The 24,512-nt window shown below is 68.5% G+C and carries 22 protein-coding genes and 2 pseudogenes; 3 read left to right on the top strand and 21 right to left on the bottom strand.

Annotation, left to right across the window (positions count from 1 at the left end; genetic code table 11):
* Positions 1 to 6: 6 nt before the first annotated feature.
* From BLR75_RS19950 to BLR75_RS27380, 13 genes and pseudogenes are all read right to left on the bottom strand, one after another.
* Entirely contained in the window at positions 7 to 1,311 is a 1,305-nt protein-coding gene (locus tag BLR75_RS19950; protein WP_084313775.1) for a flavohemoglobin expression-modulating QEGLA motif protein, read from the bottom strand.
* Positions 1,311 to 1,874 (bottom strand): hypothetical protein, encoded by a 564-nt coding sequence (locus BLR75_RS19945; protein WP_084313776.1) that lies wholly within the window; start codon positions 1,872 to 1,874, stop codon positions 1,311 to 1,313. The genes BLR75_RS19950 and BLR75_RS19945 overlap by 1 nt, the downstream gene beginning before the upstream one ends.
* Positions 1,875 to 1,956: 82 nt before the next feature.
* Entirely contained in the window at positions 1,957 to 2,670 is a 714-nt protein-coding gene (locus BLR75_RS19940) for a TetR/AcrR family transcriptional regulator (protein ID WP_084313777.1), read from the bottom strand.
* A 276-nt stretch (positions 2,671 to 2,946) separates the two neighbouring features.
* The gene (lysS, locus tag BLR75_RS19935) at positions 2,947 to 4,452 is read right to left on the bottom strand and encodes a lysine--tRNA ligase (RefSeq protein WP_084313778.1); all 1,506 of its coding nucleotides are present in this window, start codon (positions 4,450 to 4,452) and stop codon (positions 2,947 to 2,949) included.
* A gap of 133 nt (positions 4,453 to 4,585) precedes the next feature.
* Positions 4,586 to 5,681 (bottom strand): peptide chain release factor 2 gene (gene prfB / locus BLR75_RS19930; protein ID WP_139207049.1). Its coding sequence is split into 2 segments (ribosomal slippage): positions 4,586 to 5,608 and positions 5,610 to 5,681, totalling 1,095 coding nucleotides; the frame shifts between segments, so codons are not numbered across the junction.
* A gap of 103 nt (positions 5,682 to 5,784) precedes the next feature.
* Positions 5,785 to 6,774, bottom strand: coding sequence for a diguanylate cyclase (locus BLR75_RS19925; RefSeq protein ID WP_090416132.1), 990 nt, complete (start codon positions 6,772 to 6,774; stop codon positions 5,785 to 5,787).
* A 47-nt stretch (positions 6,775 to 6,821) separates the two neighbouring features.
* A complete protein-coding gene (cheB, locus tag BLR75_RS19920) occupies positions 6,822 to 7,829 on the bottom strand; it encodes a chemotaxis-specific protein-glutamate methyltransferase CheB (protein ID WP_084313780.1) in 1,008 nt (335 codons plus the stop codon).
* Positions 7,826 to 10,048: a hybrid sensor histidine kinase/response regulator gene (locus tag BLR75_RS19915; RefSeq protein ID WP_084313781.1), complete on the bottom strand. Its 2,223-nt coding sequence runs from the start codon at positions 10,046 to 10,048 to the stop codon at positions 7,826 to 7,828. Before BLR75_RS19915 ends, cheB begins: the two co-directional genes overlap by 4 nt.
* Positions 10,045 to 10,731: a chemotaxis protein CheW gene (locus BLR75_RS19910; RefSeq protein ID WP_084313782.1), complete on the bottom strand. Its 687-nt coding sequence runs from the start codon at positions 10,729 to 10,731 to the stop codon at positions 10,045 to 10,047. The genes BLR75_RS19915 and BLR75_RS19910 overlap by 4 nt, the downstream gene beginning before the upstream one ends.
* On the bottom strand, positions 10,724 to 11,947 hold the full coding sequence (locus tag BLR75_RS19905) for a CheR family methyltransferase (RefSeq protein ID WP_084313783.1): 1,224 nt from the start codon (positions 11,945 to 11,947) through the stop codon (positions 10,724 to 10,726). The genes BLR75_RS19910 and BLR75_RS19905 overlap by 8 nt, the downstream gene beginning before the upstream one ends.
* Positions 11,944 to 12,456, bottom strand: a complete 513-nt coding sequence (locus tag BLR75_RS19900) for a chemotaxis protein CheW (RefSeq protein WP_084313784.1) — start codon at positions 12,454 to 12,456, stop codon at positions 11,944 to 11,946. Before BLR75_RS19900 ends, BLR75_RS19905 begins: the two co-directional genes overlap by 4 nt.
* Positions 12,431 to 13,591 (bottom strand): annotated as a pseudogene (locus BLR75_RS19895) (methyl-accepting chemotaxis protein); the annotation flags it as partial. The gene BLR75_RS19900 and the pseudogene BLR75_RS19895, both read right to left, overlap by 26 nt.
* Positions 13,586 to 13,990, bottom strand: a pseudogene (locus BLR75_RS27380) (MCP four helix bundle domain-containing protein); the annotation flags it as partial. The pseudogenes BLR75_RS19895 and BLR75_RS27380, both read right to left, overlap by 6 nt.
* A gap of 276 nt (positions 13,991 to 14,266) precedes the next feature.
* Here BLR75_RS27380 and BLR75_RS19890 point away from each other — a divergent pair.
* Entirely contained in the window at positions 14,267 to 14,701 is a 435-nt protein-coding gene (locus BLR75_RS19890; RefSeq protein WP_084313786.1) for a YqaA family protein, read from the top strand.
* 156 nt (positions 14,702 to 14,857) lie between these two features.
* Here the strand turns inward: BLR75_RS19890 and BLR75_RS19885 are convergent, their stop codons facing one another.
* Complete coding sequence (locus BLR75_RS19885; protein ID WP_084313787.1) at positions 14,858 to 16,480, bottom strand: MFS transporter; 1,623 nt, start codon at positions 16,478 to 16,480, stop codon at positions 14,858 to 14,860.
* 65 nt (positions 16,481 to 16,545) lie between these two features.
* Positions 16,546 to 18,186: a GMC family oxidoreductase gene (locus BLR75_RS19880; RefSeq protein WP_084313788.1), complete on the bottom strand. Its 1,641-nt coding sequence runs from the start codon at positions 18,184 to 18,186 to the stop codon at positions 16,546 to 16,548.
* 114 nt (positions 18,187 to 18,300) lie between these two features.
* On the opposite strand from BLR75_RS19880, the gene BLR75_RS19875 reads away from it, so the two are divergent.
* Positions 18,301 to 19,194, top strand: a complete 894-nt coding sequence (locus BLR75_RS19875) for a LysR family transcriptional regulator (RefSeq protein ID WP_084313789.1) — start codon at positions 18,301 to 18,303, stop codon at positions 19,192 to 19,194.
* Between the two features lie 10 nt (positions 19,195 to 19,204).
* Here the strand turns inward: BLR75_RS19875 and BLR75_RS19870 are convergent, their stop codons facing one another.
* The 3 genes from BLR75_RS19870 to BLR75_RS19860 all read right to left on the bottom strand — a co-directional run bounded on the left by BLR75_RS19870 (position 19,205) and on the right by BLR75_RS19860 (position 21,193).
* Positions 19,205 to 19,729, bottom strand: a complete 525-nt coding sequence (locus BLR75_RS19870; RefSeq protein WP_084313790.1) for a DUF2937 family protein — start codon at positions 19,727 to 19,729, stop codon at positions 19,205 to 19,207.
* A 128-nt stretch (positions 19,730 to 19,857) separates the two neighbouring features.
* Positions 19,858 to 20,631 (bottom strand): class II glutamine amidotransferase, encoded by a 774-nt coding sequence (locus tag BLR75_RS19865; protein WP_084313791.1) that lies wholly within the window; start codon positions 20,629 to 20,631, stop codon positions 19,858 to 19,860.
* 100 nt (positions 20,632 to 20,731) lie between these two features.
* Entirely contained in the window at positions 20,732 to 21,193 is a 462-nt protein-coding gene (locus tag BLR75_RS19860; RefSeq protein WP_084313792.1) for an MFS transporter, read from the bottom strand.
* 87 nt (positions 21,194 to 21,280) lie between these two features.
* Here BLR75_RS19860 and BLR75_RS19855 point away from each other — a divergent pair, with 87 nt between their 5' ends.
* Positions 21,281 to 23,335 carry a S9 family peptidase gene (locus BLR75_RS19855; RefSeq protein WP_084313793.1) on the top strand — a complete coding sequence of 685 codons (2,055 nt, stop codon included), beginning with the start codon at positions 21,281 to 21,283 and terminating at the stop codon, positions 23,333 to 23,335.
* A 70-nt stretch (positions 23,336 to 23,405) separates the two neighbouring features.
* On the opposite strand, the gene hemP is transcribed toward BLR75_RS19855, so the two are convergent.
* From hemP to BLR75_RS19840, 3 genes are read right to left on the bottom strand one after another with little or no spacing between them, the layout of a single operon-like run.
* On the bottom strand, positions 23,406 to 23,591 hold the full coding sequence (gene hemP, locus BLR75_RS19850; RefSeq protein WP_084313794.1) for a hemin uptake protein HemP: 186 nt from the start codon (positions 23,589 to 23,591) through the stop codon (positions 23,406 to 23,408).
* A gap of 51 nt (positions 23,592 to 23,642) precedes the next feature.
* Positions 23,643 to 23,948 (bottom strand): DUF2149 domain-containing protein, encoded by a 306-nt coding sequence (locus BLR75_RS19845; RefSeq protein ID WP_217633623.1) that lies wholly within the window; start codon positions 23,946 to 23,948, stop codon positions 23,643 to 23,645.
* A 5-nt stretch (positions 23,949 to 23,953) separates the two neighbouring features.
* Positions 23,954 to 24,502, bottom strand: coding sequence for a MotA/TolQ/ExbB proton channel family protein (locus BLR75_RS19840; RefSeq protein ID WP_084313796.1), 549 nt, complete (start codon positions 24,500 to 24,502; stop codon positions 23,954 to 23,956).
* Between the last annotated feature and the right edge of the window lie 10 nt (positions 24,503 to 24,512).

Genomic DNA, 24,512 nt, shown 5'->3' with positions numbered 1-24,512 from the left:
GCAGCGCTACAGGATATTCGCGTAATCCGCCTCGATGCGGTCGAGGCTCAGGTGGTTGAGGAAGTTCGAGAAGCACATCCACGCCGCCAGCGCGTTGAGGTCGCGGAACTGCGGCGGCAGGTACTTCGGCGGCACCACCAGCCCCTCGTCCACCAGTTGCCGCAGCGTGCGCATGTCCTCCAGGGTCGCCTTGCCGCAGAACAGCAGCGGGATCTGCTCCAGCTTGCCCTTGCGCACCGCGAGCTGGATGTAGTTGTAGATCAGGATGAAGCCCTTCAGGTACGACAGGTCCTTGGTGAACGGCAGGCCGTCCGGCGTCGAGCCGCGGAACACCCGGCTGGCGTTCTGGTAGCTGCTTTCCACGCTGTAGCCCTGCTCGCGGTAGAAATGGAACACCGTGAGGAAGTCGGCGCCGTCCTCGGCCATGTGGATGGCGCGGGTGCGGTTGGTCAGCTTGCGCAGGCGGGTCGGGTAGGAGGCGAAGGCGATCACCTCCATGAGGATCGCCAGCCCTTCCTGGGTCACGGTGGACGATGGCGGGCCCTTGGCGAGGAAGGTGCAGATCGGCTGGTTGAGGCCGTTCAGGGTGGTGCCGACGTGGACCAGCCCCTCGTGCACCTCCAGCGCGCGCACGTCGCGCTCGTTGAACAGCGCATCGGCGCGCACCTTGATGTAGTCGGCGCCGGCCGCGGCGTCGGCGACGATGCCGTCGGACTCGAACACGCGGATGGTGCCCTCCTCCTCGCCGAAGACGTTGTTCAGCCGCGTCTGCAGCATCTCCACCACCTGCTTGGCGGTGAGGGTCTTGGGTTCGTCCTTGAGGTCGCCGCGGTCGGCGATGTTGTTCAGGTAGTCGGAGAGCATCAGGCCGAGGTCGGCCAGGGTCGGGTCGCCGGCGTGGAAGGCGTCCGACGCCGAGCCGTAGAGTTCCTGGGAGATCAGCCCGAAATCCGCGGTGCCGCGCGCTTCCAGCATGCGGATGACCATGCGGTATTCCTTGCACATGCGCCGCATGATCTGCCCGACCGGGTTGAACTGGCCGAGCTGGCGGGTGATGTCGCGCTCGATGTTCTGGAATTCCTGCTTCTTCGCGCCCGGGTCGAAGGCCAGCGGACGGCTGTCGTAATAGGCGCGATCGACCTTCGGTGCGTGCTTGCCGCGGCCCTTGAGGAAGTCCGCGCGGATCGAGTCGTCCCACTTGATCGCGTCGAGCACGCGGATCGGCGTCTGCGCCTCGACGATGCGGTCGGACAGGCCGCGGATGATCTGCTGGTACTCGCTGGGCGTGGCCTTCTTGCGCCGGGGACTCATCACTTGGCCTCTCTCTTGGTGACCCGCTGGAAGCGCAGGGCTTCGACGAACAGGTCGGAATTGGCCGGGTCGTTGAAGTACACCAGCACCTTCGGCAGCGGGCTCGTCACCAGGGCGCCGTCGCCCTGCTCGGTGTCCACCTTCTGCCCGGCCAGCGCGCCGTCCTGGATGGCCTGGAGGACGTGCTCGACGTCCAGGTTGTAGATCACCAGTTCATCCTTGTCGGTGATCTCGAAGCCGCCCAGGGCGAAGTTGCCGCCCATGCTCTTCGGCAGGCCGGCGGAGAGATACCAGCGCTTGCCGTGATGGGCCACGGTGAAGCCGAAATCCTCGATGCTGTCGGTGTTCTCGCGCTCTTCCAGATAGCTGATGGCGCGGTAGACGTTGGGTCCGGAGCGGGTGATCTCGAGGAACTGCTCCTCGCCGTACTCGTTGACCCGCGACCATTCGCCGAGGAGGTGGACCGGCGCCGCCTCGTTGGCGGGAATCGGGTCCTTGAAGGTCACCAGGCAGCCGCTGAGCAGCCCCAGGCTCAATGCCAGCAGTGCTCGCCAGACTTTCATCACTCTCTCCTTAGGCATCCCGCCAACTGCCGGGCGCGACGCCGATATGAAAAACCCCGCATTCAGTACTGCGGGGTTCGCTTCAAAGTCCCATCACCAGATAAAGGTAGCGTGTGAGTGCGCCGCGCATGGCGTCGACGTTCAGGTTCTCCACGCCGTCGAGCAGGCCCTGATACTCCATTTGCAGAATGATCGCCGTCAACAGCCGGGCATCCTCGATAGGCCGCTCGGAGCCCAGCACCTCGAAGAAGTGCACCACGCCGCGGGACAGGATCCGCCGGTGGTTCTGCGCCAGCCGGGTCAGGCGCGGGTTGAGCAGCGCTTCCTGGAGCAGCGCCTGCTCGGCGAGCAGGTGCGCGCGGTTCTCGTTGAGCTGCATCTGCACGTAGCGGATGGTCAGCGCGACGATGCGATCGGCCAGCTCCTGGCGCGACTGCGGATGGCTGACCAGGTTCGCGGCCATCGCCTGCAGGTCGCCCTCCACGCTGGCCCAGAATTGCGACAGCTTTTCCGCGCTGCGCTCGACGAACTGGGCGAAGGTGTCGGTGATGAGGTCCTGGATATCCTTGAAGTAGTAGGTGGTCGCCGACAGCGGAACCCCGGCCTCCGCCGCCACCGCGCGATGCCGCACCGCGCGCACGCCGTCGCGGACGATGATGCGCATGGCGGCGTCGAGGATCGCCTGGCGGCGCTGCTCGCTGCCCTCGCGGGCGGCCTTGCGGCCCTGGTACTGGACACTTCCGGCCACCGCGCTGGCGACTTGCGCGGCACTGTTTCGCTGGGACACTCGGCTCAATGAAATTTCCTCCGGCACACATCTGCCTGATGCGGCATTGTTCGGGCTTTTCGGCGGGGAATCAATTGTTCGGTCGCGGTGGGATATGCGGTGGCGAACGTTGGGGCAACGCGAGGCAACCGCAGGGTGCATAACGCGCCAGCGTTATCCACCGCCATGGCCGGCATGCGGACGCAGGAGCGTCCACGGATGCGTTCCCATGCGGGAGCGTGGGAACGATGGAAAACCCAGACACGAAGAAGCCGCCCGAAGGCGGCTTCTTCACGGCGTTCCGGCTCAGGCCTGCGGGCGCATGTGCGGGAACAGGATCACGTCGCGGATCGACGGCGAGTTGGTCAGCAGCATCACCAGGCGGTCGATGCCGATGCCTTCCCCGGCGGTGGGCGGCATGCCGTATTCGAGGGCGTTGACGAAGTCGGCGTCGTAGTGCATCGCCTCGTCGTCACCGGCGTCCTTTTCCTTCACCTGCAGCATGAAGCGCTCGGCCTGGTCCTCGGCGTCGTTCAGCTCGGAGTAGGCGTTGGCGATCTCGCGGCCGCCGATGAACAGCTCGAAGCGGTCGGTGACGCTCGGGTCCTGGTCGTTGCGGCGCGCCAGCGGCGAGACCTCGAACGGGTACTGGGTGATGAAGTGCGGCTGCTCCAGCTTGTGCTCGACCAGCTCCTCGAAAATCATCACCTGCAGCTTGCCCAGGCCTTCGTGGCCGAGGACCTTGGCGCCGGCTTTCTTCGCAATCTCACGGGCCTTGTCGACGTCGTTGAGGTCAGCCGCAGTGAGTTCCGGGTTGTACTTGAGGATGGCGTCGAACACCGACAGGCGGGCGAACGGCTCGCCGAAGTGGAAGACCTTGTCGCCGTAGGGCACGTCGGTGCTGCCGAGCACGGCCTGGGCCAGCTCGCGGAACAGCTCCTCGGTCAGGTCCATGTTGTCTTCGTAGTCGGCGTAGGCCTGGTAGAACTCGAGCATGGTGAACTCGGGGTTGTGCCGGGTCGAGACGCCTTCGTTGCGGAAGTTGCGGTTGATCTCGAAGACCTTCTCGAAGCCGCCGACCACCAGGCGCTTGAGGTACAGCTCCGGCGCGATGCGCAGGAACATGGCCATGTCCAGCGCGTTGTGGTGGGTCTCGAAGGGCTTGGCCGCCGCGCCGCCGGGGATGGTCTGCAGCATCGGGGTTTCCACTTCGAGGAAACCACGGTCGCTGAGGAAGCGGCGGATGTGGGCGATGACCTGGGAACGCACGCGGAAGGTGTGGCGGGTTTCCTCGTTGACGATCAGGTCGACGTAGCGCTGGCGGTAGCGCTGCTCGGTGTCGGTCAGGCCGTGGTGCTTGTCCGGCAGCGGACGCAGGGACTTGGTCAGCAGGCGCACGTTGTTCATGTCGACGTACAGGTCGCCCTTGCCCGAACGGGCCAGTACGCCTTCGGCGCCGATGATGTCGCCCAGGTCCCAGGTCTTGATCTCGGCCAGGGTTTCTTCCGGCAGGGTCTTGCGGTTGACGTAGACCTGCAGGCGGTCGCTGCTGTCCTGCAGGACGATGAAGGAACCGCGGTTGAGCATGATGCGACCGGCGACCTTGACCGGGATGGCTGCGGCTTCCAGCTCTTCCTTGGTCTTGCCTTCGTACTGTTTCTGCAGGTCCGCGAAGTAGGCGTCGCGGCGGAAGTCGTTGGGGAAGGCGATGGCCCTGGCTTCGCGCACGGCGGCAAGCTTTTCCTTGCGCTGGGCGATCAGCTTGTTTTCTTCCTGCTGCAGTTCGGTCTGGTCGAGTTGTTGGTCGCTCATGGTCGTTCTATCTGCCTGGCGTCTTAATCAAATGGGGGGATACGTGTAGGACCGAGGGGGGCGCCTAGCCCTTGCTCGCGTACCCAAGGTCAAGAGCTTCGCGAGCAAGCTCGCTCCTACAGGGGGCTCCGCGTCAGAGGCCTTGTTTGAGGCTGGCTTCGAGGTACTCGTCGAGGTCGCCGTCGAGAACCTTGTCGCAGTCGCTGCGTTCCACGCCGGTGCGCAGGTCCTTGATGCGCGACTGGTCGAGCACGTAGGAGCGGATCTGGTGGCCCCAGCCGATGTCGGACTTGGAGTCTTCCAGCGCCTGCGAGGCGGCGGTGCGCTTCTGCATCTCCTGCTCGTACAACTTGGCCCGCAGCATCTTCATGGCGGTGTCCTTGTTGGCGTGCTGGGAGCGTTCGTTCTGGCACGCCACCACGGTGTTGGTCGGCACGTGGGTGATACGCACCGCGGAGTCGGTGGTGTTCACGTGCTGACCGCCCGCGCCGGAGGAGCGGTAGGTGTCGATGCGCAGGTCGGCCGGGTTGATCTCGATCTCGATGTTGTCGTCGATTTCCGGCGAGGCGAACACCGCGGTGAACGAGGTGTGGCGACGGTTGCCGGAGTCGAACGGGCTCTTGCGCACCAGGCGGTGCACGCCGATCTCGGTGCGCAGCCAGCCGAAGGCGTACTCGCCCTTGATGTGCACGGTGGCGCCCTTGATGCCGGCGACTTCGCCTTCGGACAGTTCGATGATGGTGGCGTCGAAGCCGTGCTTGTCGGCCCAGCGCAGGTACATGCGCAGCAGCATGTTGGCCCAGTCCTGGGCCTCGGTGCCGCCGGAGCCGGCCTGGATGTCCAGGTAGGCGTTGTTCGGGTCCATCTCGCCGCTGAACATGCGGCGGAATTCCAGCTTCTCGAGGATCTCGCGCAGGCGTTCGACTTCGCTGGCGACGTCGTTGACGGCGCCCTCGTCGTTTTCCTCGACGGCCATGTCCAGCAGGTCGCGGGAATCGGCCAGGCCGCCGGTGAGTTCGTCGAGGGTCTCGACGATCTGCGCCAGGGTGGCGCGCTCGCGGCCCAGGTTCTGTGCGTATTCGGGGTTGTTCCAGACGGCCGGGTCTTCCAACTCGCGGTTCACTTCGACCAGACGATCATGTTTCAGATCGTAGTCAAAGATACCCCCGAATAGCCTGGGTGCGGTCGGAGAGGTCCTTGATGCTGTTGAGGATCGGTTGGATTTCCATGGCGGGCAGCACTCGCGGGTTATGCGTCGAAAAGCCGCAAAGTATACCCGACTCACGCCCGCCGGGCAGCCTGACTCAAGGCAAGGCCGACCGATTGCGTCCCTCAGGTTTCCAGCCTGACCGTTCCCACCTGATTCCGCCCGCCATGCTTGGCGTTGTACAGCCCCTGGTCGGCCAGCTCGATCAGCCGGCGGAAGCTCACCGCTGCCTGCGGCGTGAGGGTCGCCACGCCGATGCTGACGGTGAGGAAGGCGCCGTGCACCGGCAGTTCGTGGCTGATCCGCAGGTCCTCGACGGCGCGCCGCAACTTCTCCGCCACCAGCCGGGCGCCGCCCGGCGAGGTGCCCGGCAGGACCATGGCGAATTCCTCGCCGCCGTAGCGCGCCGGCAGGTCGGACTGGCGGCTGCAGCTGTCGCGGATGGCCCCGGCGACCTTGCGCAGCGCCTCGTCGCCCTCCAGGTGGCCGAAGGTGTCGTTGAACGCCTTGAAGAAGTCCACGTCGACCAGCAGCAGCGACAGCTGGCTCTGCTCGCGCTGGCCGCGACGCCATTCCAGTTCCAGGTACTCGTCGAAATGCCGGCGGTTGGACAGCCCGGTGAGGCCGTCGGAGTTCATCAGCCGCTGCAGCACCAGGTTGGTCTCCAGCAGCTGCTGCTGGCTCTCGCGCAGGGCGCGGTAGGCCTCGTCGCGCTGCAGCAGGGCGAGGTAGGAGCGCGAGTGGTAGCGGATGCGCGCCACCAGTTCGATGGGGTCGGGCAGCTTGACCAGGTAGTCGTTGGCCCCGGCGGCGAAGGCCAGGCTCTTCACCACCGACTCTTCCTTGGTCGACAGGACGATGATCGGGATGTCGCGGGTCGCCACGTGCCCGCGGTACTCGCGGACCAGCGCCAGGCCGTCGGCGTCCGGCATCACCAGGTCCTGGAGAATCACCGTGGGCTTGATCTGGATCGCCTGGGCGATGGCCTCGCGCGGATCGGAGCAGAAATGGAAATCGATGTTCGGGTCATCCGCCAGGGCCCGGCGCACCGCTTCGCCGATCATCGCCTGGTCGTCGACCAGCAGCACCAGCACGTCGGCATCGCCTGTCTTCATCACCGGATCGTCGCTCCTCGCATCGTTCAAGCTCGCCCTCTCCCCGTTCAACCGAACAGCTCGACCAGGCGGCCGGATATTTCGCTCAGCGGGCGGATTTCCGCGGCGGCGCCGAGTGCCGCGGCGGCCTTCGGCATGCCGTACACGGCGCTGCTGCCCTCGTCCTGGGCGAGGGTCAGGAAGCCGCGCCTGCGCATGCGCCCGAGGCCGCGGGCGCCGTCGCTGCCCATGCCGGTGAGCAGCACGCCCACCGCCTCGCCCGGCCAGTGTTCCGCCACGCTGTCGAAGAACACGTCGATGGATGGCCGGTAGATATGGCTGCCCGGTTCATCGCTGTAGCCCAGCTCGCCGCCCCTGAGCATGCGGATGTGATTGCCGCTGCCGGCCAGCAGGGCGCGTCCCGGCTGCGGGACTTCGCCGGGGCGTGCCAGGCGCACCGGAATCCGCGACTGGGTCGTCAGCCAGTCGGCCATGCCGCCGGCGAAGCTCTCGTCGACGTGCTGCACCACCACGATGGCCGCGGAAAAGTCCTGCGGCAGCCGGCCGAACAGTTCCGCCAGCGCCGCCGGGCCGCCGGCCGAGGCGCCGATGGCGACCAGGCTGCGCTGCGGCCGGGCGCCGCGCTGGAGCGGCTTGCCGGCGGATGGGCGGGCAGCACCTGGAGCGTTCAGCCAGGCCAGGTTGCGCAGCTTGCGCAGCAGCGGCCGGGCCGTCGCGGCCGGATCGCCCGGCGCCAGGCCCGGGGTTTCCAGCGCGCCGACGGCGCCGTGGCCCATGGCCGCGGAAACCTCCGACAGGCTGCACTCCAGGTCGGCGGTGACGATGAGGATGGCGCAGGGCGTGCTGGTCATGATCTGCCGGGTCGCCTCGACGCCGTCCAGCATCGGCAGCTGCAGGTCCATCAGCAGCACGTCGGGACGCTGCAGCGCGCACCGGGCGACTGCCTCGGTGCCGCTGGCCGCCACCCAGAGGACCCGGTGCCCCGGCTCGCAGGCCAGCGCCCGGCGCAGCGCCGCGATGGCCTGGGGCTGGTCGCTGGCGATGCCGATGTTCAATCCTGCGCGCTCCCGATCAGGTCGGCCACCGCGTCCAGCAGCGCCTCGTCGCGGTAGCTGGCCTTCGCCAGGTAGTAGTCGGCGCCGGCGTCCAGGCCCCGCCGGCGGTCCTCCTCGCGGTCCTTGTAGGACACCACCATCACCGGCAGCGCGTGCAGCCGGCTGTGGCGGCGGATCAGGGAAACCAGTTCGATGCCGTCCATGCGCGGCATGTCGATGTCGGTGATGACCAGGTCGAAGCGCTCGGCACGCAGCACGTTCCAGCCGTCCATGCCGTCCACCGCCACCGTCACCTCGTAGCCGCGGCTGGCCAGCAGCTTGCGCTCCAGCTCGCGCACGGTGAGCGAATCGTCCACCACCAGCACGCGCTTGCGCTGCGGGCCCGGCGCCCGTCCGCCGGGATCGACGCGCTCCAGGCGGCCGCTGGCGACCAGCTTGTCCACCGAGCGCAGCAGGTCCTCGACGTCGAGGATCAGCACCGGCGAACCGTCGTCGAGCAGCGCGCCGGCGGCGACGTCCTGGACCTTGCCCAGGCGCGGGTCGAGCGGCAGCACCACCAGGGTGCGCTCGCCGATGAAGCGCTGCACCGCCAGGCCGTGGACGTTATCGCGCTCGCGGATCACCACCAGCGGAATCTCGCCCTGCACCGGCTCGCCTTCCGGGCGCTGCAGCAGCTGGCTGGCGGACACCAGGCTGACGTGCTGCCCCGCGTGCCAGAACTGCTGACGGCCCTCCAGCTGCACCACCGCCTCCGGCGGCAGGCGGAGCATGCGTTCGATGTGCGCCAGCGGGAAGGCGTAGGCCTCGCCGCCGATCTCCACCACCAGGCTGCGCACCACCGACAGGGTCAGCGGCACCTCCAGGCGGAAATGGGCGCCGCCGCCCGTCACCTGGGACATGCGGATGCCGCCGCGCAGCCGGCGCACCATGTGCTGCACCGCGTCCAGGCCGACGCCGCGCCCGGACACCTCGGTGACTTCCTCGCGCAGGCTGAAGCCGGGCAGGAAGAGGAAGGCCAGCAGCTCGTCCTCGGCCAGCCGCGCGGCGGTCTCGGCGCTGGCCAGCTGGCGGCGCACCACGCTCTGGCGCAGGCAGTCGAGATCGACCCCGGCGCCGTCGTCGCGCAGCTCCACCACCAGCATGCCGGCATGCTGGCGGGCCGAAAGCTGCAGCACGCCCTCCTCCGGCTTGCCGGCGCGCAGGCGCTGCTGCGGCGGCTCGATGCCGTGGTCGACGGCATTGCGCAGCAGGTGGGTGAGCGGCGCTTCGAGCTTTTCCAGCACTTCGCGGTCGACCTGGGTGGAAGCGCCGTCCACCTCCAGGCGCACCAGCTTGCCCAGCGAGCGGCCGAGGTCGCGGAGCATGCGTTCCTGCCCGCCGAGCACGTCGGCGAACGGACGCATGCGGCAGGCCAGCGCGGTGTCGTACAGCGACTGGACGTGCTGGCCGGCGCTCCAGGCGAATTCGTCGAGGTCGGCGATCTGCTCGCCGAGCAGCTGCTGGCACTCCCCGAGCAGGCGCCGCGCATCGGCGAGCTGGCCGTGCACGGATGCCGGCAACGCCTCGCTCTCGGCGGCATCGCGCAGCGCGTCCAGTTCCCGTGCGGCGCCGGCCTGCAGGCGCTTGAGGCGTTGCAGGGCATCCAGCATCGGCTTCAGGCGCTGCGGTCCGACCAGCGCCTTGCTGGACAGGTCGAGCAACTGGTTGAGGCGCTCGGCGGTGACCCGCAGCACCCGCTGGTCGCTCTCCGCGGCCTCGGCGGCGGCGGACGACGCCGCGGCATGAGCGGGCGGCTGGCGCACGGCGGGCGAGCGGGCGTCCGCTTCCGCCGCCAGGGCGCGCAGGCGCTCCAGCAGCGCGGCGGCGCCGGCCTGGGCGCGTTCGGCCTTGTCCGCCGCGCCATCGGCGATGTGCAGGAGGATGTCGGTGCCGGCCAGCAGCGCGTCGACATGTTCCGAACCGAGCAGCAGCCGGCCGTACTGCGCATCGACCAGGCATTCCTCCATCGCATGCGCCACCTGCACGCCGACATCCAGGCCGACGATGCGCGCCGCGCCCTTCAGCGAATGGGCCGCGCGCATGCAGGCTTCCAGCTGGTCGGCGCTGGCCGGATTGCGCTCCAGGGCGAGCAGGCCGCGGGAGAGAATCTGCGTCTGGTCTTCCGCCTCGAGCCGGAACAGCTCGAGCATCGAGGCTTCCTTCATCTGCTCCGGAGTCATGCCAGGCTCCGGGTGGCGGCTTCCAGCAGCTCCTCTTCCTGCAGCAGGCGCACGCTGCGCGAACGCCAGTGCACCACGCCGCGGGTGAAGCGGTCGTTGACGAACAGTTGCGGCGCCTCGTCGACCACCACTTCCGCAGGGCTCAGCGCGTGGATGCCGGCGACCTCGTCCACCGGCGCGACGATCGGCCCGCCGGGTGCGGCGAGGATCAGCATGCGCGGCAGGTGCCGGCCTTCCCTGCGCGCGCCGCCCGCCGCGAGGCCGAGCAGTTCGCCGAGGGAGATGCAGGCCACCAGCGCGCCGCGCACGTTGGCCACGCCGATCAGCACCGGCGAGCGCTGGTGCGGCAGGGAATGCACCGGGCAGACCGGCGCCACCTCCACCAGCGACAGGCTCGGCAGGCCCAGCCACTCGTCGCCGATGCGGAAGATCAGCTGGCTGCGGCCGTCCTGCGCGGGCTCCGCCTCCTCGGCGTGGCGCACCGGCGTCTCGATGTCCTCGCGCAGGGCGTAGCGGTCCAGCAGGCTGACGGCGGCGGCGGAATGCGTGGGGCAGTTGCGGCAGTGGATGTGTTCGGCCAGCTGCGCGCAGGAGCGGTCGCCGTGCACGCCGATGCGCCGCCAGCAGTCGTCCACCGGCTGGGCGGTCCAGTCCAGCTGCAGGCCGGTGGAAAGTTCAAGCATTGGCGCTCACTCCTCGCGCGGCGCGCGCCTGCAGGCGCCGCGCGGCCTCGCCGTTGCCCTGGGCGGCGAGCAGCGCGGCCAGCTGCAGCAGGGCGTGCTGGTGATCCGGTTGCAGGTACAGCGCCTTGCGATAGCAGTTCTGGGCTTCGCTGGAGCACCCTTCTGCATCGCAGAGCAGGCCCTGCCAGTAGTAGACCTCGGCGCTCGGGCCATGGGCGGCAAGGTGCGCGTCGCAGCGCAGGCGGGCCTCCCGCAGCAGGCCGCGGTCGGCCAGTTCGGCGATCTCCGCCAGCTCGCCCGCGTCGCCCGCCATCGGCGCCAGCACCGGCGAAACGGCCACCGGCGCGGGGACCGGCAACGCGGGACGCTGCGGTATGCCGAGGCGCGGCGGCGGAACCCCGCCCGCCGGTTTGCGCAGTTCCTCGCGCGGCGGATGGCGGAAGGCGAACGCCTGCTCCACGCCCAGCGCGCGCAGCGGCTCGCCATGCAGCAGGCAGGCCTCGGCCGGACCGATGAACAGCAGGCCGTCCTCGCGGGTCAGCCGGCGGATGAGCTGCACCGCCCGCGTCTGGGTGGCGCGGTCGAAATAGATCAGCAGGTTGCGGCAGAACACGTAGTCGTAGGCCGACTCGCCGGCGAGGAAGGCCGGTTCCAGCAGGTTGCCGCTGCGGAAGCGCACCTTGTCGCGCACCGCGGCGGAAATCCGGTAGTCCTGCCCGCAGCGGGTGAAGTGGCGCTCGCGAAAGCCGAGCTGTTCGCCGCGGAACGAATAGCGCCGGTAGAGCCCGGCTTCGGCGCGCTCCAGCAGCGCCGGGCTGACGTCCAGCGCGTCGACATGGAAGGCTCCGGCGGGCAGGCCGGCGTCGAGCAGCGCCATGACCAGGGAATAGGGTTCCTCACCGCTGGAGCAGGGCACGCTGAGCAGGCGCAGCGGCCGCGCGCCCTTCAGCTCGGCGGCGCGGCGCGCGGCATGGCGGGCGAGCACGGCGAAGGATTCCGGATAGCGGAAGAACCAGGTCTCCGGCACCACCACCGCATCGACCAGCGCCTGCTGCTCGTTTTCCGAGGCCTGCAGGAGTTCCCAGTAGGCCTGGATGTCGCCGCCGCTCACCCGCGTGCTGCGCAGGCGCACGGCGCGGGCGACCAGCGCACCGCCGATGGCTTCCGCGTCGAGACCGATCCGCTGCCTGAGCAGGCGGGCAAAGCGATCGCTCATGATGCATCCCCCTCCGCATGCGGCGGCAACAGCATGGCTCTCACGCTGTCCGGCAGCAGATCGTCGACGCGGATCAGCTGCAGCAGCCCTTCCTCATCCTCCAGTACCGGGCCGAGATAGCGCGCTTCGCCCGACTCCAGACCGTAGTCGCGAAACGCCGCCGGATCGAGGCGGCGGGTGTGGGTGGTCTGTTCCAGCACCAGGCCGAGGCGTTGCCGCGGCCCGCTGCCGCCGCTGCGGTAGTCGACCAGCACCAGGCGGGTGCTGGTGCGGCGCAGCACCGGGCGGCCGAAGCACAGCTGGTTGAGGTCCAGCACCGGCAGCAGCTCGCCGCGATGGGCATGCAGGCCGGCGACCCAGGCCGGCGCCTCCGGCACCCGCTTGAAGGCGCCCAGCGGCAGCACCTCGGCCACCTCGCGGACGTCCAGCACGTAGCGGTCCCGGCCGAGGCGGAACAGCAGGTAGAGCCGCGCGCGGTCCGCCTCAGACCTTGAAGCGGGAGACGCCATTGCGCAGTCCGTTGGCGACCAGGTTGAGTTCGTCGATGGCGTAGCTGGTCTGGCGCAGCGATTCGACGGTCTGCCCGGTGGCCTCGCCGAGCTGCACCAGCGCCTGGTTGATCTGTTCGGCGCCGGTGGCCTGGGCCTGCATGCCTTCGTTGACCATCTGCACCCGCGGCGCCAGCGCCTGGACCTGCTGGATGATCTGGGTGAGCTGCTCGCCGACCTGGCCGACCTCGGCGATGCCGCGGCGCACTTCCTCGGAGAACTTGTCCATGCCCATCACCCCGGCGGACACCGCGGACTGGATCTCGCGCACCATCTGCTCGATGTCGTAGGTGGCCACCGCGGTCTGGTCGGCCAGGCGACGCACCTCGGTGGCCACCACGGCGAAACCGCGGCCGTATTCGCCGGCCTTCTCCGCCTCGATGGCGGCGTTCAGCGAAAGCAGGTTGGTCTGGTCGGCGACCTTGACGATGGTGGTCACCACCTGGTTGATGTTGCCGGCGCGCTCGTTGAGGATCGCCAGCTTGGCGTTGACCAGCTCGGCGGCGCCCATCACCTGGCGCATAGTCTGCTCCATGCGCGCCAGGCCGAGCTGGCCGGAGCCGGCGAACACCGAAGTCTGCTCGGCGGCGGACGACACTTCGTTCATGGTCCGCACCAGATCGCGGCAGGTCGCGGCGATCTCCTGGGAAGTCGCGCCGATTTCCGTGGTGGTGGCAGCGGTCTCGCTGGCCGTGACCTGCTGCTGCTTGGAGGTGGCGGCGATCTCCGTCACCGAGGTGGTCACCTGGATCGCCGAGCGCTGCGCCTGGGCCACCAGCCCCTTGAACTCTTCCGCCATGCCGTTGAAGCCGGCCTCGATCACACCGAACTCGTCCTTGCGCTCCAGCGCCAGGCGCGCGGTGAGGTCGCCGCCGCCCATCACGCCGAGCACGTCCACCACCTTGCCCACCGGCGCGGTGATCGCGCGCATCAGCAGCAGGCCGAGGAAGGCCGCGGCGGCCATCGCCAGCAGCAGGGAGCTGAGCATGGTCAGTTCGGCCAGCCGCACCTCGTCGAGAATCCGCGCCGCGGCGCCGTCGGCGATGCGCTTGTTCAGCGCGATCAGCTCGTTCAGCGTGCGCCGGCCGTCCTCCCAGCCGGGCTGCAGCTGGTCGTCCATCAGTTCGCGGGCGGCGGCGCGGTCCTTGCCGTACAGCTCGAGGACCTGGGAAAGCTGGCTCTGGTAGACCTCCACCTCCTGCTTGAAGCGCCCCAGCAGGTCGCGATCGTCCTGGTTCTGGATCGCGTTCTCGTACAGGGCGATGCGTTCCTGCAGGGCCTGGTAGTTGGTGCGGAACAGCTGCCGGGTGGTGTCGTCGAGCGCGCGGCCGTCGCCGAAGCCGATCAGCTCGTGGATCATCAGGATGCTGTCGCTCCACGCCGTATGCACCGTGGTCAGCGCGTAGGTGCCGGGCATCGCGTCGTCATGCACGCGGCGCGCGGCGTCCTCGACGGTGAGCAGGCGGGAGTAGGAGAAGACGACCATCAGCAGCATGATCGCAATGACAACCGCAAAACTGGCCAGGATGCGCTGGCGTAGAGTCCAATTCTTCACTGCGTTCCCCGGTATATGGAGGGCCAGCCATGGTCGTAGGTAATTTCCCACGACCTTTTTAGGAGCGGTCTGACATATATTAGCCAGCACCTTCAGGGGTCAATGGTTTTGTGACGGACTCCTACGGACGTCGGCTTTCTTCCGACGACGCGCATTTCCAACCCTGTTTCCATCGATCCCGCCTATCCACTTCCGTATCACCAATAGACCGCACTGATGTTCACCCTGGCCGCCCATGGCGGACTGTTCCTCTCGGCCTTCGGCGCCGCGTCGCTGCTGCCCCTGCAATCGGAAGCCGTGCTGGTCGGGCTGCTGCTCGCCGGCCAGCACCCGGTCTGGAGCCTGCTGCTGGCCGCCAGCCTCGGCAACGTGCTCGGCTCGCTGCTGAACTGGGCGCTCGGCCGCTACCTGCAGCACTGGCGCGGCCGGCGCTGGTTCCCGGTGAGCGACGCGGCACTGGAAAAGGCGCAACGGCGTTACCGGCGTTTCGGCCAGTGGTCGCTGCTGTTGAGCTGGGCGCCGATCATCGGCGACCCGCTGACGCTGGTGGCGGGAGTGATGCGCGAGCCGCTGTGGCGCTTCCTGCTGCTGGTGGGGATCGCCAAGGTGGGAAGGTATGCGGTGCTGGCGGGGGTGACGCTGGGGTGGTGAGGCAGGTCTTGCCTGCTGCCGCTCTCGACGCTTCCGCGTCGAAAAAACTGTTCGCGAGCAAGCTCGCTCCTACAGGTGAGTTCGCGCTTCCTGTAGGAGCGAGCTTGCTCGCGAACCTTGGCTGCAGGAGCGGGCCATGCCCGCTCCCATGTCCGATCAATCCGCGTGGATATCGGTATGCCGCGTCTCGCGCAGGAACAGCAGCGCGCAGACCAGGCTCACCCCGGTGATCAGCACCGGATACCAGAGCCCGTAGAAGATGTCGCCGGTGTACACCACCAGGGCGAACGACAGGGTCGGCAGCAGGCCGCCGAACCAGCCGTTGCCGATGTGGTACGGCAGCGACAGCGAGGTGTAGCGGATGCGGGTCGGGAACAGCTCGACCATCAGCGCCGCCAGCGGGCCGTAGCAGAGGCAGGAGATCAGCACCAGGGCGACCAGGATGGCCACCACCATCGGCCGGTCGACCTGCGCGGAATCGGCCTGACCCGGGTAGCCGGCGGCCTTCACCGCGGCGCCCAGGGCCTCGGCGTCGAAGCCTTCGATGCGCGTCTCGCCGACGGTAACCACCACGTCGCTGCCGGCCGGCGCGGCCACCGAGCTGTAGGGCACGCCGCTCTTCACCAGCAGGGTCTTGACCTTGTCGCAGGGGCTGTCGAATTTCGCCTTGCCCACCGGATCGAACTGGAAGGTGCAGGTCGCCGGGTCGGCCATCACCGTGATCGGCGCCTGCTTCGTGGCCAGGTCGATCTGCGGGTTGGCGTAGTGGGTCAGGCCCTTGAACAGCGGGAAGTAGAACGCCGTGGCGAGCGCCAGGCCGAGCAGCAGCACCGGCTTGCGGCCGATCCGGTCGGACAGCCAGCCGGCGACGATGAAGAACGGCGCACCGATCACCAGGGCGATGATCAGCAGGCTGTTGGACAGCGCCGGATCGACCTTGAGCACCTGGGTGAGGAAGAACAGCACGTAGAACTGCGCGGTGTAGAAGGTCACGGCCTGGCCGGCGTTGATGCCGAACAGCGCGGTCAGCACCACCCGCAGGTTCTTCCAGTTGGTGAAGGATTCGCGCAGCGGCGCCTTGGAGCACTTGCCCTCGGCCTTCATCTTGAGGAACGCCGGCGACTCCTGCATGGACAGGCGAATCCAGGTGGAGATGCCGAGCAGCACGATGGACAGCAGGAACGGCAGGCGCCAGCCCCAGGTCTCGAACTGGTCGCCGGTGAAGTGGCGGCAGGCGAGGATCACCAGCAGCGACAGCAGCAGGCCGGCGGTGGCGGTGGACTGGATCCAGCTGGTGTAGCTGCCGCGCCTGTTCGCCGGGGCGTGCTCGGCGACGTAGATCGCCGCGCCGCCGTACTCGCCGCCGAGGGCCAGGCCCTGGAGCATGCGCAGGGCGATGAGGATGATCGGCGCGGCGACGCCGATGCTGGCGTAGGACGGCAGCAGGCCGACGGCGAAGGTCGACAGGCCCATCAGCAGGATGGTGGCGAGGAAGGTGTACTTGCGCCCGATCATGTCGCCCAGGCGACCGAACACCAGCGCGCCGAAGGGCCGCACCAGGAAGCCGGCGGCGAAGGCCAGCAGGGCGAAGATGAAGGCGGTGGTGTCGTTGACCCCGGCGAAGAACTGCTTGCTGATCACCGCCGCCAGCGCGCCGTAGAGGAAGAAGTCGTACCACTCGAATACCGTGCCGAGCGACGAGGCGAAGATCACCTTGCGCTCTTCGCGCCGCGTCGATAGCGGCTGTGCGTAGCTACTGTCCTGTGCGATTTCGGTCATTGCGCTGTCTCCTTATTGTTGTTCTGGCTGCGGCCTGGCGGCCGCCCGACACCCGTTGCACGTCGTCATGAAACGGCCACCTCCGCCGGCCGGCCGATCACCTGCGCATCCCGCGCCGGGTCGGCGAGGATCATCTGCGCCGCCTTCTCGGCGATCACCAGCACCGGCGAGCAGCTGTTGCCCGAGGTCAGGGTCGGCATGATCGAGGCGTCGGCGATGCGCAGGCCGGGGATGCCGTGTACGCGCAGCTGGCTGTCGACCACCGCGTCGGCGCCCTGCCCCATGCGGCAGGTGCCGGCCGGGTGGAAGATGGTGGTGCCGATCTGCGCGGCGGCGCGCTGCAGGTCTTCCTCGCTGTGGTAGTCCGGCCCCGGCTTGAACTCTTCCGGGCGGAAGCGCGCCAGCGCCGGGGCGGCGGCGATGCGCCGGGTCAGGCGGATGGCGTCGGCGGCGACCCTGAGGTCCTGCGGGTGGCTGAGGTAGTTGGGCTGGATCGCCGGCTTGTCGCGCAGGTCGGCGGAACGGATCTGCACGGTGCCGCGGCTCAGCGGGCGCAGATCGCAGACCGAGGCGGTGAAGGCCGGGAAGTCGTGCAGCGGCTCGCCGAAGCGCTCCAGCGACAGCGGCTGCACGTGGTATTCGAGGTTGGCCGAGGGCTGCGACGGATCGGACCTGGCGAAGGCGCCCAGCTGGCTCGGCGCCATGGACAGCGGTCCGCTGCGCCTGAACAGGTACTCCAGGCCCATGCCCAGCTTGCCCCAGGGGGTCGAGGCGATCTTGTTCAACGAGGGCGCGCCGCTGATGCGGTAGATCAGGCGCAGCTGCAGGTGGTCCTGCAGGTTGCCGCCGACGCCCGCCAGCTCGTGTCGTACGCCAATGCCGAGACGTTCCAGCAGCGCGCGCGGACCTATGCCGGAGCGCTGCAGGATGGCCGGCGAACCGATGGCGCCGGCGCAGAGGATCACCTCGCGGCGGGCGCGCAGTTCGCGGCGGCCACCCTGCCCGCTCACCACCAGCCCGCTGGCGCGGCCGTTTTCCAGGATCAGCCGCTCGGCCTCGACGCCGGTCAGCACGTTCAGGTTGGGGCGCTTGGCGATCGGCCGGAGGAAGGCTTTCGAGGCGTTCCAGCGCACGCCGCCGCGCTGGTTGACCTGGAAGTAGCCGCAGCCTTCGTTGTCGCCGCCGTTGAAGTCGTCCACCGGGGCGATTCCGCTCTGCGCCGCCGCCTCGCGGAAGGCGTCGAGGATCGCCCAGGACAGCCGCTGGCGCTCCACCCGCCACTCGCCGCCAGCGCCGTGCAGCGCGTTGCCGCCGGAGAAGTGGTCTTCCATCTTCAGGAACAGCGGCAGCAGGTCGTTCCAGGCCCAGCCGGGATTGCCCCCGGCGGCCCAGCCGTCGTAGTCGCGGGACTGGCCGCGCATGTAGATCATCCCGTTGATCGACGAGCAGCCGCCGAGCACCTTGCCGCGCGGGTACTTCAGCGCGCGGCCGGCCAGACCGGGTACGGATTCGGTGTCGAAGCACCAGTCGGTGCGCGGATTGCCGATGCAGTAGAGATAGCCAACGGGGATATGGATCCAGGGGTAGTTGTCCGGACCGCCGGCTTCCAGCAGCAGCACGCGGTTGGCGGGGTCGGCCGAAAGCCGGTTGGCGAGCAGACAGCCAGCGGGGCCTGCGCCGACGATGATGTAGTCATGCGAATCCATTGCCTGGAGCCTCGTTCTTGTTATGCGACTAGAGGCTAGTAGCTCGCTGGCGATAAAAAAACGTACGTTTCGGGTCAGCTGTTGTTAGTTTTCTAACAGCCACGGAGCCCATCAATGTTCGACTGGAACGACCTGCGTTACTTCCTGGAACTGCACCGCAGCGGCCGCCTGCTCACCACCGCCAAGCGCCTGAACACCACCCACGCCACGGTGGCGCGGCATATCGAGAACATCGAGCGCGACCTCGGCACCCAGCTGTTCGCCCAGCACACCGGCGGCTACCAGCTCACCCCGGCCGGGCAGGCGCTGCTCAAGCACGCCGAGGCGATGGAGAACACCGCCCTGCTCGCCCAGGAGGAAATGAGCCAGGGCATCGCGCCGCTGGGACAGGTGCGCATCGGCGTCACCGAGGGGCTGGGCAGCCTGTTCCTCGCGCCGCGCCTGGCCGAGCTGATGCGCCGCTATCCGGGGCTGGAAGTGGAGCTGGTGTCGGTGCCGCGCTTCGTCAGCATCACCAACCGCGAGGCGGACATCGCCATCACCCTGGAGCGGCCAAACGCCGACCTGGTGATCAGCCGCCGCCTGACCCGCTACCGCCTGAGCCTGTTCGCCAGCCCGGCCTATCTGGAGCAGGCGCCGCCGCTGCGCGACCGCGATGATCTGTGCAGGCACCTGTGGATCGGCTACGTCGACGACCTGCTGTTCAGCCAGGAGCTGATGTTCCACCACAGCTTCTGCCGCCATCCGCAGGTGGTGTTCCGCAGCACCAGCGTGGTCGCCCAGCAGCAGGCGGCACAGGCCGGCGTCGGCCTGGCGATCCTGCCGCAGTTCATGGGCCTGCGCGATCCGCTGCTGGTGCCGGTGCTGCGGGAGGAATTCATCGAGCGGGAATACTGGATGTGCACCCGCCGCGAGCTGCACCGTTCGGTGCGCCTGCGGCTGGTGTGGGACTTCCTGTTGGAGCTGTGCGAGCGGGAGCAGGGCTTGCTGGTGCGCAGCGCAGCCTAGCGGCCGCGTTTCAGACCCAGTGCCGCCGCGCCATCCGCCGATTGCCGCCGGCGCCGATCAGCGCGCCGGCCGAGACGATCAGCAGTTCGGCGAGCCACGCCAGCAGCAGCCCGCCGGCCAGGCCCCAGGCGATGGCTTCCGGCGCCAGCACCAGCTGGTAGCTGTAGTTGTCGAGGGTTTCCTGCAGCAACTCGCGGTTCGGCGAGGCGGCCAGGTGCCAGGCGCGGGAGTACCAGGGGCCCTGCAGGGCCTGCCATTCGCGCTCGAACAGGCGCGCCCGGCGCATCAGCACCTCGATGTTGTCGGCGTCGCGCTGGAACACCGGGTCGGCGCTGCTCCGGTAGTGCGCCAGCAGGGCGTTCAGGTCGCCGTCGAAAAAACGCGCGGCGCTGTCCTCGAAGCCCTTCAGCGCCTGCACGGCCTCCAGCCGGTGGGCATCCAGGCGCAGCCCGTAGTCCTTGATGAAGCCCGGAACCTGCACGGCCACCAGCAGGCCGAGGGCGAACAGCACCAGGCGGATGTAACTGCGCAGCATAATCGTCCTCCCCCTTCTTGTTCCGATCCTTCTCGCGCCCCCTTGCGGGACGAAGGCACGCTTTCAGGCTGGCCCGATCCTGGCGGGCTGGCAAGTCGCGATGTCTCGATCTGCGCGGCAGTGCTCGCTCAGACGCGGCCCTGGTCGACGATCTCCCCTCTCCACCAGAGCATCCACTCGCCGCTCTGCTGCAGGTTCCAGTTCTCGTTGTCGGTCAGGGGCTCGGTGGCGATCACCGTGACCACGTCGTCCGGCGTGGTTTCCGCCTGGAAATCCACGGTGACATCCGCATCCCTGAGCCGCGCCGGGCCGAACGGCGCGCGGCGGGTGATCCAGGCCAGCTTGCTGGTGCAGAAGGTGAACAGCCAGTCGCCGTCGCTGAGCAGGCAGTTGAACACGCCCTTCTGCCGGTAGTCGTTGCAGGCGCCGACCAGGATCGGCAGCAGCACTTCCACCGGCACCGGCTCGGGAAAGGCGCGGCGCACGCGGTTGAGCAGGTCGCAGAAGGCCGCCTCGCTGTCGGTGTCGCCCACCGGCCGGTACCAGCCGGGCTGCGGCTGGAAATCCGCCAGCTGGCCGTTGTGGGCGAAGGTCCAGTAGCGCCCGCCGAGCTCGCGGACGAAGGGGTGGGTGTTGGCCAGGCTGACCCGGCCGACGTTGGCCTGGCGGATGTGGCCGATCACCGTCTCGCTCTTGATCGGGTAGCTCTGCACCAGCCGCGCCACCTCCGAATCGATGCTCGCCCGCGGGTCCTGGAACAGCCGCACGCCGCGCCCCTCGTAGAAGGCGATGCCCCAGCCGTCGCGGTGCGGACCGGTGCCGCCGCCGCGCTGCATCAGCCCGGTGAAGCTGAAGACGATGTCGGTGGGTACGTTGGCGCTCATGCCGAGCAGTTCGCACATGGCTCAGTTCTCCTCAGGCGCGGCAGACGGCGCGCCGGGCGGATTCGGCGGGTGTTTTCATCAATGCTGGACGCGCGCCCGGCGGGACGCAAGGCGCGTTTCAGAGACGCGGTTCGATGCGGGCGCGGCCGTTGCTGGTGTCGGCGTCCGGCATCAGCGCCGGCTGCATCAGCTGGCGCATGGTCGGTTCGTCGGTTTTCGCGGCGGCCTCGTCGCGGGCCTTTTTGCGGGCGCGCTGCTGGAAGGGCCAGCGGATGGCGACGAAAATCAGATAGAGCACGAAGGCCAGCAGGGTGACCAGCGCCAGATCGGAAACCGCACGCCAGGCGTTGTTGCCTATCTTGAACAGGATGTCCAGCGCGGTGATGGCGATGGCCGGGGCGTAGAGGTTGTTCGCCGGGTCCACCGGAGTCGGCGTGAACAGCAGCACGACGGCGACGATCCGCAGCGGCTCGCGCAGGTAGCGCCACATCCAGCCGGTCGCCAGGAAGCAGACCAGGGTCAGGCCGAGAGCGGCCACGAGGTAGACACCCCAGGCGAGCAGGTAATCTTGTTCGTTCATGCGCGTGCGTGCGATGGCGGCGGAGGGGCGACTATGATAGCCGCTTTTCCCCGCGGGTGCGCCCTTTACCCCCCACCAGGAGCCAGCATGTCCATACCCCAGCCTCCCATCGCCCGCCGTGAAGCCGCCGCCGATCCCTACGCCTGGCTGGAAAACCGCGACGCGGCGGACGTGCTCGACTACCTGCGGGCGGAGAACGCCTACCTGGAGGAATGCCTGGCGGGCCAGGCGGACCTGCGCGAGCAGCTGTTCCAGGAGATCAAGGGCCGTATCCGCGAGACCGACCTGTCGCTGCCCACGCCCTGGGGCCCGTGGCTGTACTACCAGCGCACCACCGCCGGCGACGAATACCCGCGCCACTACCGCTGCCCGCGCCCGGCGGACGGCTCGCTGACGGTGGATACCGCGGCCGAGCAGCTGCTGCTCGACCCCAACGCCCTGGCCGGCGACGGCTACCTGTCGGTCGGCGCCTTCAGCATCAGCCCGGACCATTCGCTGCTCGCCTACAGCCTCGACACCAGCGGCGACGAAATCTACCGGCTGTACGTCAAGGACCTCGCCGACGGCACGCTGCGCGCCCTGCCCTTCGAGGACTGCGACGGCAGCATGACCTGGGCCAACGACAGCCGCACGCTGTTCTTCGGCGAACTGGACGACACCCACCGCCCGCACAAGCTGTACCGCCACCGCCTTGGCGAGGAAGGCGCCGAACTGGTATTCGAGGAGACCGACGGGCGCTTCTTCCTGCACTGCTACCGCTCCAGTTCCGAGCGCCAGCTGATCCTGCTGCTGAACAGCAAGACCACCAGCGAGGCCTGGCATCTCGATGCGGACACGCCGCAGGAGGCCTTCCGCTGCTTCGCGCCGCGCGAGGAGGATCACGAGTACTACCCGGACCACGGCCGCCTCGACGGCGAGTGGGCGTGGCTGATCCGCAGCAACCAGAGCGGTATCAACTTCGCCCTCTACCACGCCGGCGAGGCGCAGCCGCAACGCGAACGCTGGCAGGAGCTGATCGGCCACCGCGACGAGGTGATGCTGGAAGGCGTCAGCCTGAGCGCCGGCGCCTACACCCTGAGCCTGCGCGAAGGCGGCCTGCCGATCGTCGAGGTGCGCGCCTGGGGCCAGCAGCCGCGGCGCATCGAACTGCCGGACGCGGCCTACAACCTCTACGTGCAGGACAGCCTGGAATTCGACAGCCCGGTGACCCGCCTGCGCTACGAGGCGCTGAACCGCCCGGCGCAGATCCGCCAGCTCGACCTGGTCAGCGGCGAGCAGAAGGTGCTCAAGGAAACCCCGGTGGAAGGCCCGTTCGACGCCGACGCCTACCTCAGCCGGCGCCTGTGGGCGCAGGCGGCGGACGGCGTGCAGGTGCCGATCAGCCTGGTGGCCCGCCGCGAGGTGCTGGACGCCGTCGCCAACGGCTCCCCGGCGCCGCTCTACCTGTACGGCTATGGCGCCTACGGCGAATGCCTCGACCCCTGGTTCTCCCACGCCCGCCTGAGCCTGCTGGAGCGCGGCTTCGTCTTCGCCATCGCCCACGTGCGCGGCGGCGGCGAGCTGGGCGAGGCCTGGTACCGCGCCGGCAAGCTGGAGCACAAGCAGAACACCTTCGGCGACTTCATCGCCTGCGCCGAACACCTCTGCGCCGAGGGCTACAGCACGCCGGCGCAACTCGCCATCAGCGGCGGCAGCGCCGGCGGCCTGCTGATCGGCGCGGTGCTCAACCAGCGACCCAGGCTGTTCGCCGCGGCCATCGCCGAGGTGCCCTTCGTCGACGTGCTCAACACCATGCTCGACCCCGAGCTGCCGCTCACCGTCACCGAGTACGACGAATGGGGCAACCCGCAGGAACCGGAGGTGCACGAGCGGATCAGGGGCTACGCGCCCTACGAGAACGTCTGCGCCCAGGACTACCCGGCGCTGCTGGTGGTGGCCGGCTACAACGACACCCGGGTGCAGTACTGGGAAGCCGCCAAGTGGGTAGCCAAGCTGCGCGCCAGCAAGACCGACAACCACCTGCTGCTGCTCAAGACCGACCTCGGCGCCGGCCACGGCGGCATGAGCGGGCGCTACCAGGGGCTGAAGGATGTGGCGCTGGAGTATGCGTTCCTGCTGAAGGTGCTGGGGTTGGCGGGCTGACACCCGCCGGTCGCGGGCATGGCCCGCTCCTACGCCAGGTTCGCCAGCAAGCTGACTCCTGCAATGCGGCTCACTTCGTCAGGATCAGCTTGTTCTGCCGGGTCAGGCGCAGCACGTACTCGACCCCCTCGTGTTCGATCACCAGTTCCCTGGCGTCTCCCAGCAGCGTGCGGCTGGGGATGCAGCGGCGCCGGGACCGGTCCTTCGGCAGCCTGTCGGGCTCGATTCCCTCCCGCTGCCTGTGTCGCTCGTTCATTTCCACTCCTCTGCCGCCCATGACAGGCGGCAGTACGACAATGGCGAAGCCCTACTCCGGCACGTACACCATCGAGCCATCCTTGAGCCGGTAGGCGACCCCGGCCTTGGCGCCCTCGCCCTGGCCGATGTCGCCGCTGGCCTTGTAGTGCTCCAGCTTCTGCCCTTCCTTGACCATGATCTGCATGTCCGGCTTGCCGGGATTGGTGATCACCGTGACATCGTCGTGGCTGAAGGGGTTGAGCGGATTGTTCGCCACCGCCAGCAGCAACGCGGCGATGATCACCAGGAACACGTCGATCAGGTTGACCACCGAGAGGATCGGGTCGTCGGCTTCGGCGTCTTCCAGCAGCTTCAGGCTCATCACTCATGCTCCCTGGCCAGGTCGTGGACCGCCGCATCCCAGGCGACGCGCAAGCCGGAACCGGCGCCGTGGGACTTGTCGCGCTCGATCTGCACCAGTTCCTCGGCGTACCAGCGGCGCCGCACGTTGACCACCCAGTAGGTCAGCGAAGCGGCGACCAACGCGAGGATGACCGCGGAAAAGGCCACGGTGAGGTTGTCGCTGACCTCGGCCAGCTGGCCTCCGGCCAGCGACTTCAATGCGGGGCCCATGGGGATCATGGTGGCGACCAGGCCGAGCATGGGCGTCACCCGGGTGACGATGCGCGGGGTTTCCAGGCGCCTGAACGCCAGGGTCTCCAGGGCTTCGGCGCTCATCTGCGGATCGCCGCGCCAGCTGGCGAGCAGGTCGAAGCCGCGCGCATCGCCGCTCCGGCGCTGGCGGGCCTGCCAGAGGAAGCAGCCCAGCGCGTAGAAGGCGTAGAGGAACAGCAGGAACACCGCCAGCAATACCGGGAACATGAACAGCTGGCTGGCGTTGTAGAGCATGGACTCGATGTAGAACTGCATGAATGACTCC

This window comes from Pseudomonas jinjuensis (genome assembly GCF_900103845.1).
Classification (GTDB): domain Bacteria; phylum Pseudomonadota; class Gammaproteobacteria; order Pseudomonadales; family Pseudomonadaceae; genus Pseudomonas; species Pseudomonas jinjuensis.
This window is presented reverse-complemented; position numbering and strand designations above follow the sequence as displayed.

Coding starts and splice junctions, on each gene's coding strand:
- BLR75_RS19950 (WP_084313775.1), bottom strand. CDS start 1,311: ATGAGTCCCCGGCGCAAGAAGGCCACGCCCAGCGAGTACCAGCAGATC.
- BLR75_RS19945 (WP_084313776.1), bottom strand. CDS start 1,874: ATGAAAGTCTGGCGAGCACTGCTGGCATTGAGCCTGGGGCTGCTCAGC.
- lysS (WP_084313778.1), bottom strand. CDS start 4,452: ATGAGCGACCAACAACTCGACCAGACCGAACTGCAGCAGGAAGAAAAC.
- BLR75_RS19925 (WP_090416132.1), bottom strand. CDS start 6,774: ATGAAGACAGGCGATGCCGACGTGCTGGTGCTGCTGGTCGACGACCAG.
- BLR75_RS19915 (WP_084313781.1), bottom strand. CDS start 10,048: ATGACTCCGGAGCAGATGAAGGAAGCCTCGATGCTCGAGCTGTTCCGG.
- BLR75_RS19910 (WP_084313782.1), bottom strand. CDS start 10,731: ATGCTTGAACTTTCCACCGGCCTGCAGCTGGACTGGACCGCCCAGCCG.
- BLR75_RS19905 (WP_084313783.1), bottom strand. CDS start 11,947: ATGAGCGATCGCTTTGCCCGCCTGCTCAGGCAGCGGATCGGTCTCGAC.
- BLR75_RS19900 (WP_084313784.1), bottom strand. CDS start 12,456: ATGGCGTCTCCCGCTTCAAGGTCTGAGGCGGACCGCGCGCGGCTCTAC.
- BLR75_RS19890 (WP_084313786.1), top strand. CDS start 14,267: ATGTTCACCCTGGCCGCCCATGGCGGACTGTTCCTCTCGGCCTTCGGC.
- BLR75_RS19885 (WP_084313787.1), bottom strand. CDS start 16,480: ATGACCGAAATCGCACAGGACAGTAGCTACGCACAGCCGCTATCGACG.
- BLR75_RS19880 (WP_084313788.1), bottom strand. CDS start 18,186: ATGGATTCGCATGACTACATCATCGTCGGCGCAGGCCCCGCTGGCTGT.
- BLR75_RS19875 (WP_084313789.1), top strand. CDS start 18,301: ATGTTCGACTGGAACGACCTGCGTTACTTCCTGGAACTGCACCGCAGC.
- BLR75_RS19870 (WP_084313790.1), bottom strand. CDS start 19,729: ATGCTGCGCAGTTACATCCGCCTGGTGCTGTTCGCCCTCGGCCTGCTG.
- BLR75_RS19865 (WP_084313791.1), bottom strand. CDS start 20,631: ATGTGCGAACTGCTCGGCATGAGCGCCAACGTACCCACCGACATCGTC.
- BLR75_RS19860 (WP_084313792.1), bottom strand. CDS start 21,193: ATGAACGAACAAGATTACCTGCTCGCCTGGGGTGTCTACCTCGTGGCC.
- BLR75_RS19855 (WP_084313793.1), top strand. CDS start 21,281: ATGTCCATACCCCAGCCTCCCATCGCCCGCCGTGAAGCCGCCGCCGAT.
- hemP (WP_084313794.1), bottom strand. CDS start 23,591: ATGAACGAGCGACACAGGCAGCGGGAGGGAATCGAGCCCGACAGGCTG.
- BLR75_RS19840 (WP_084313796.1), bottom strand. CDS start 24,502: ATGCAGTTCTACATCGAGTCCATGCTCTACAACGCCAGCCAGCTGTTC.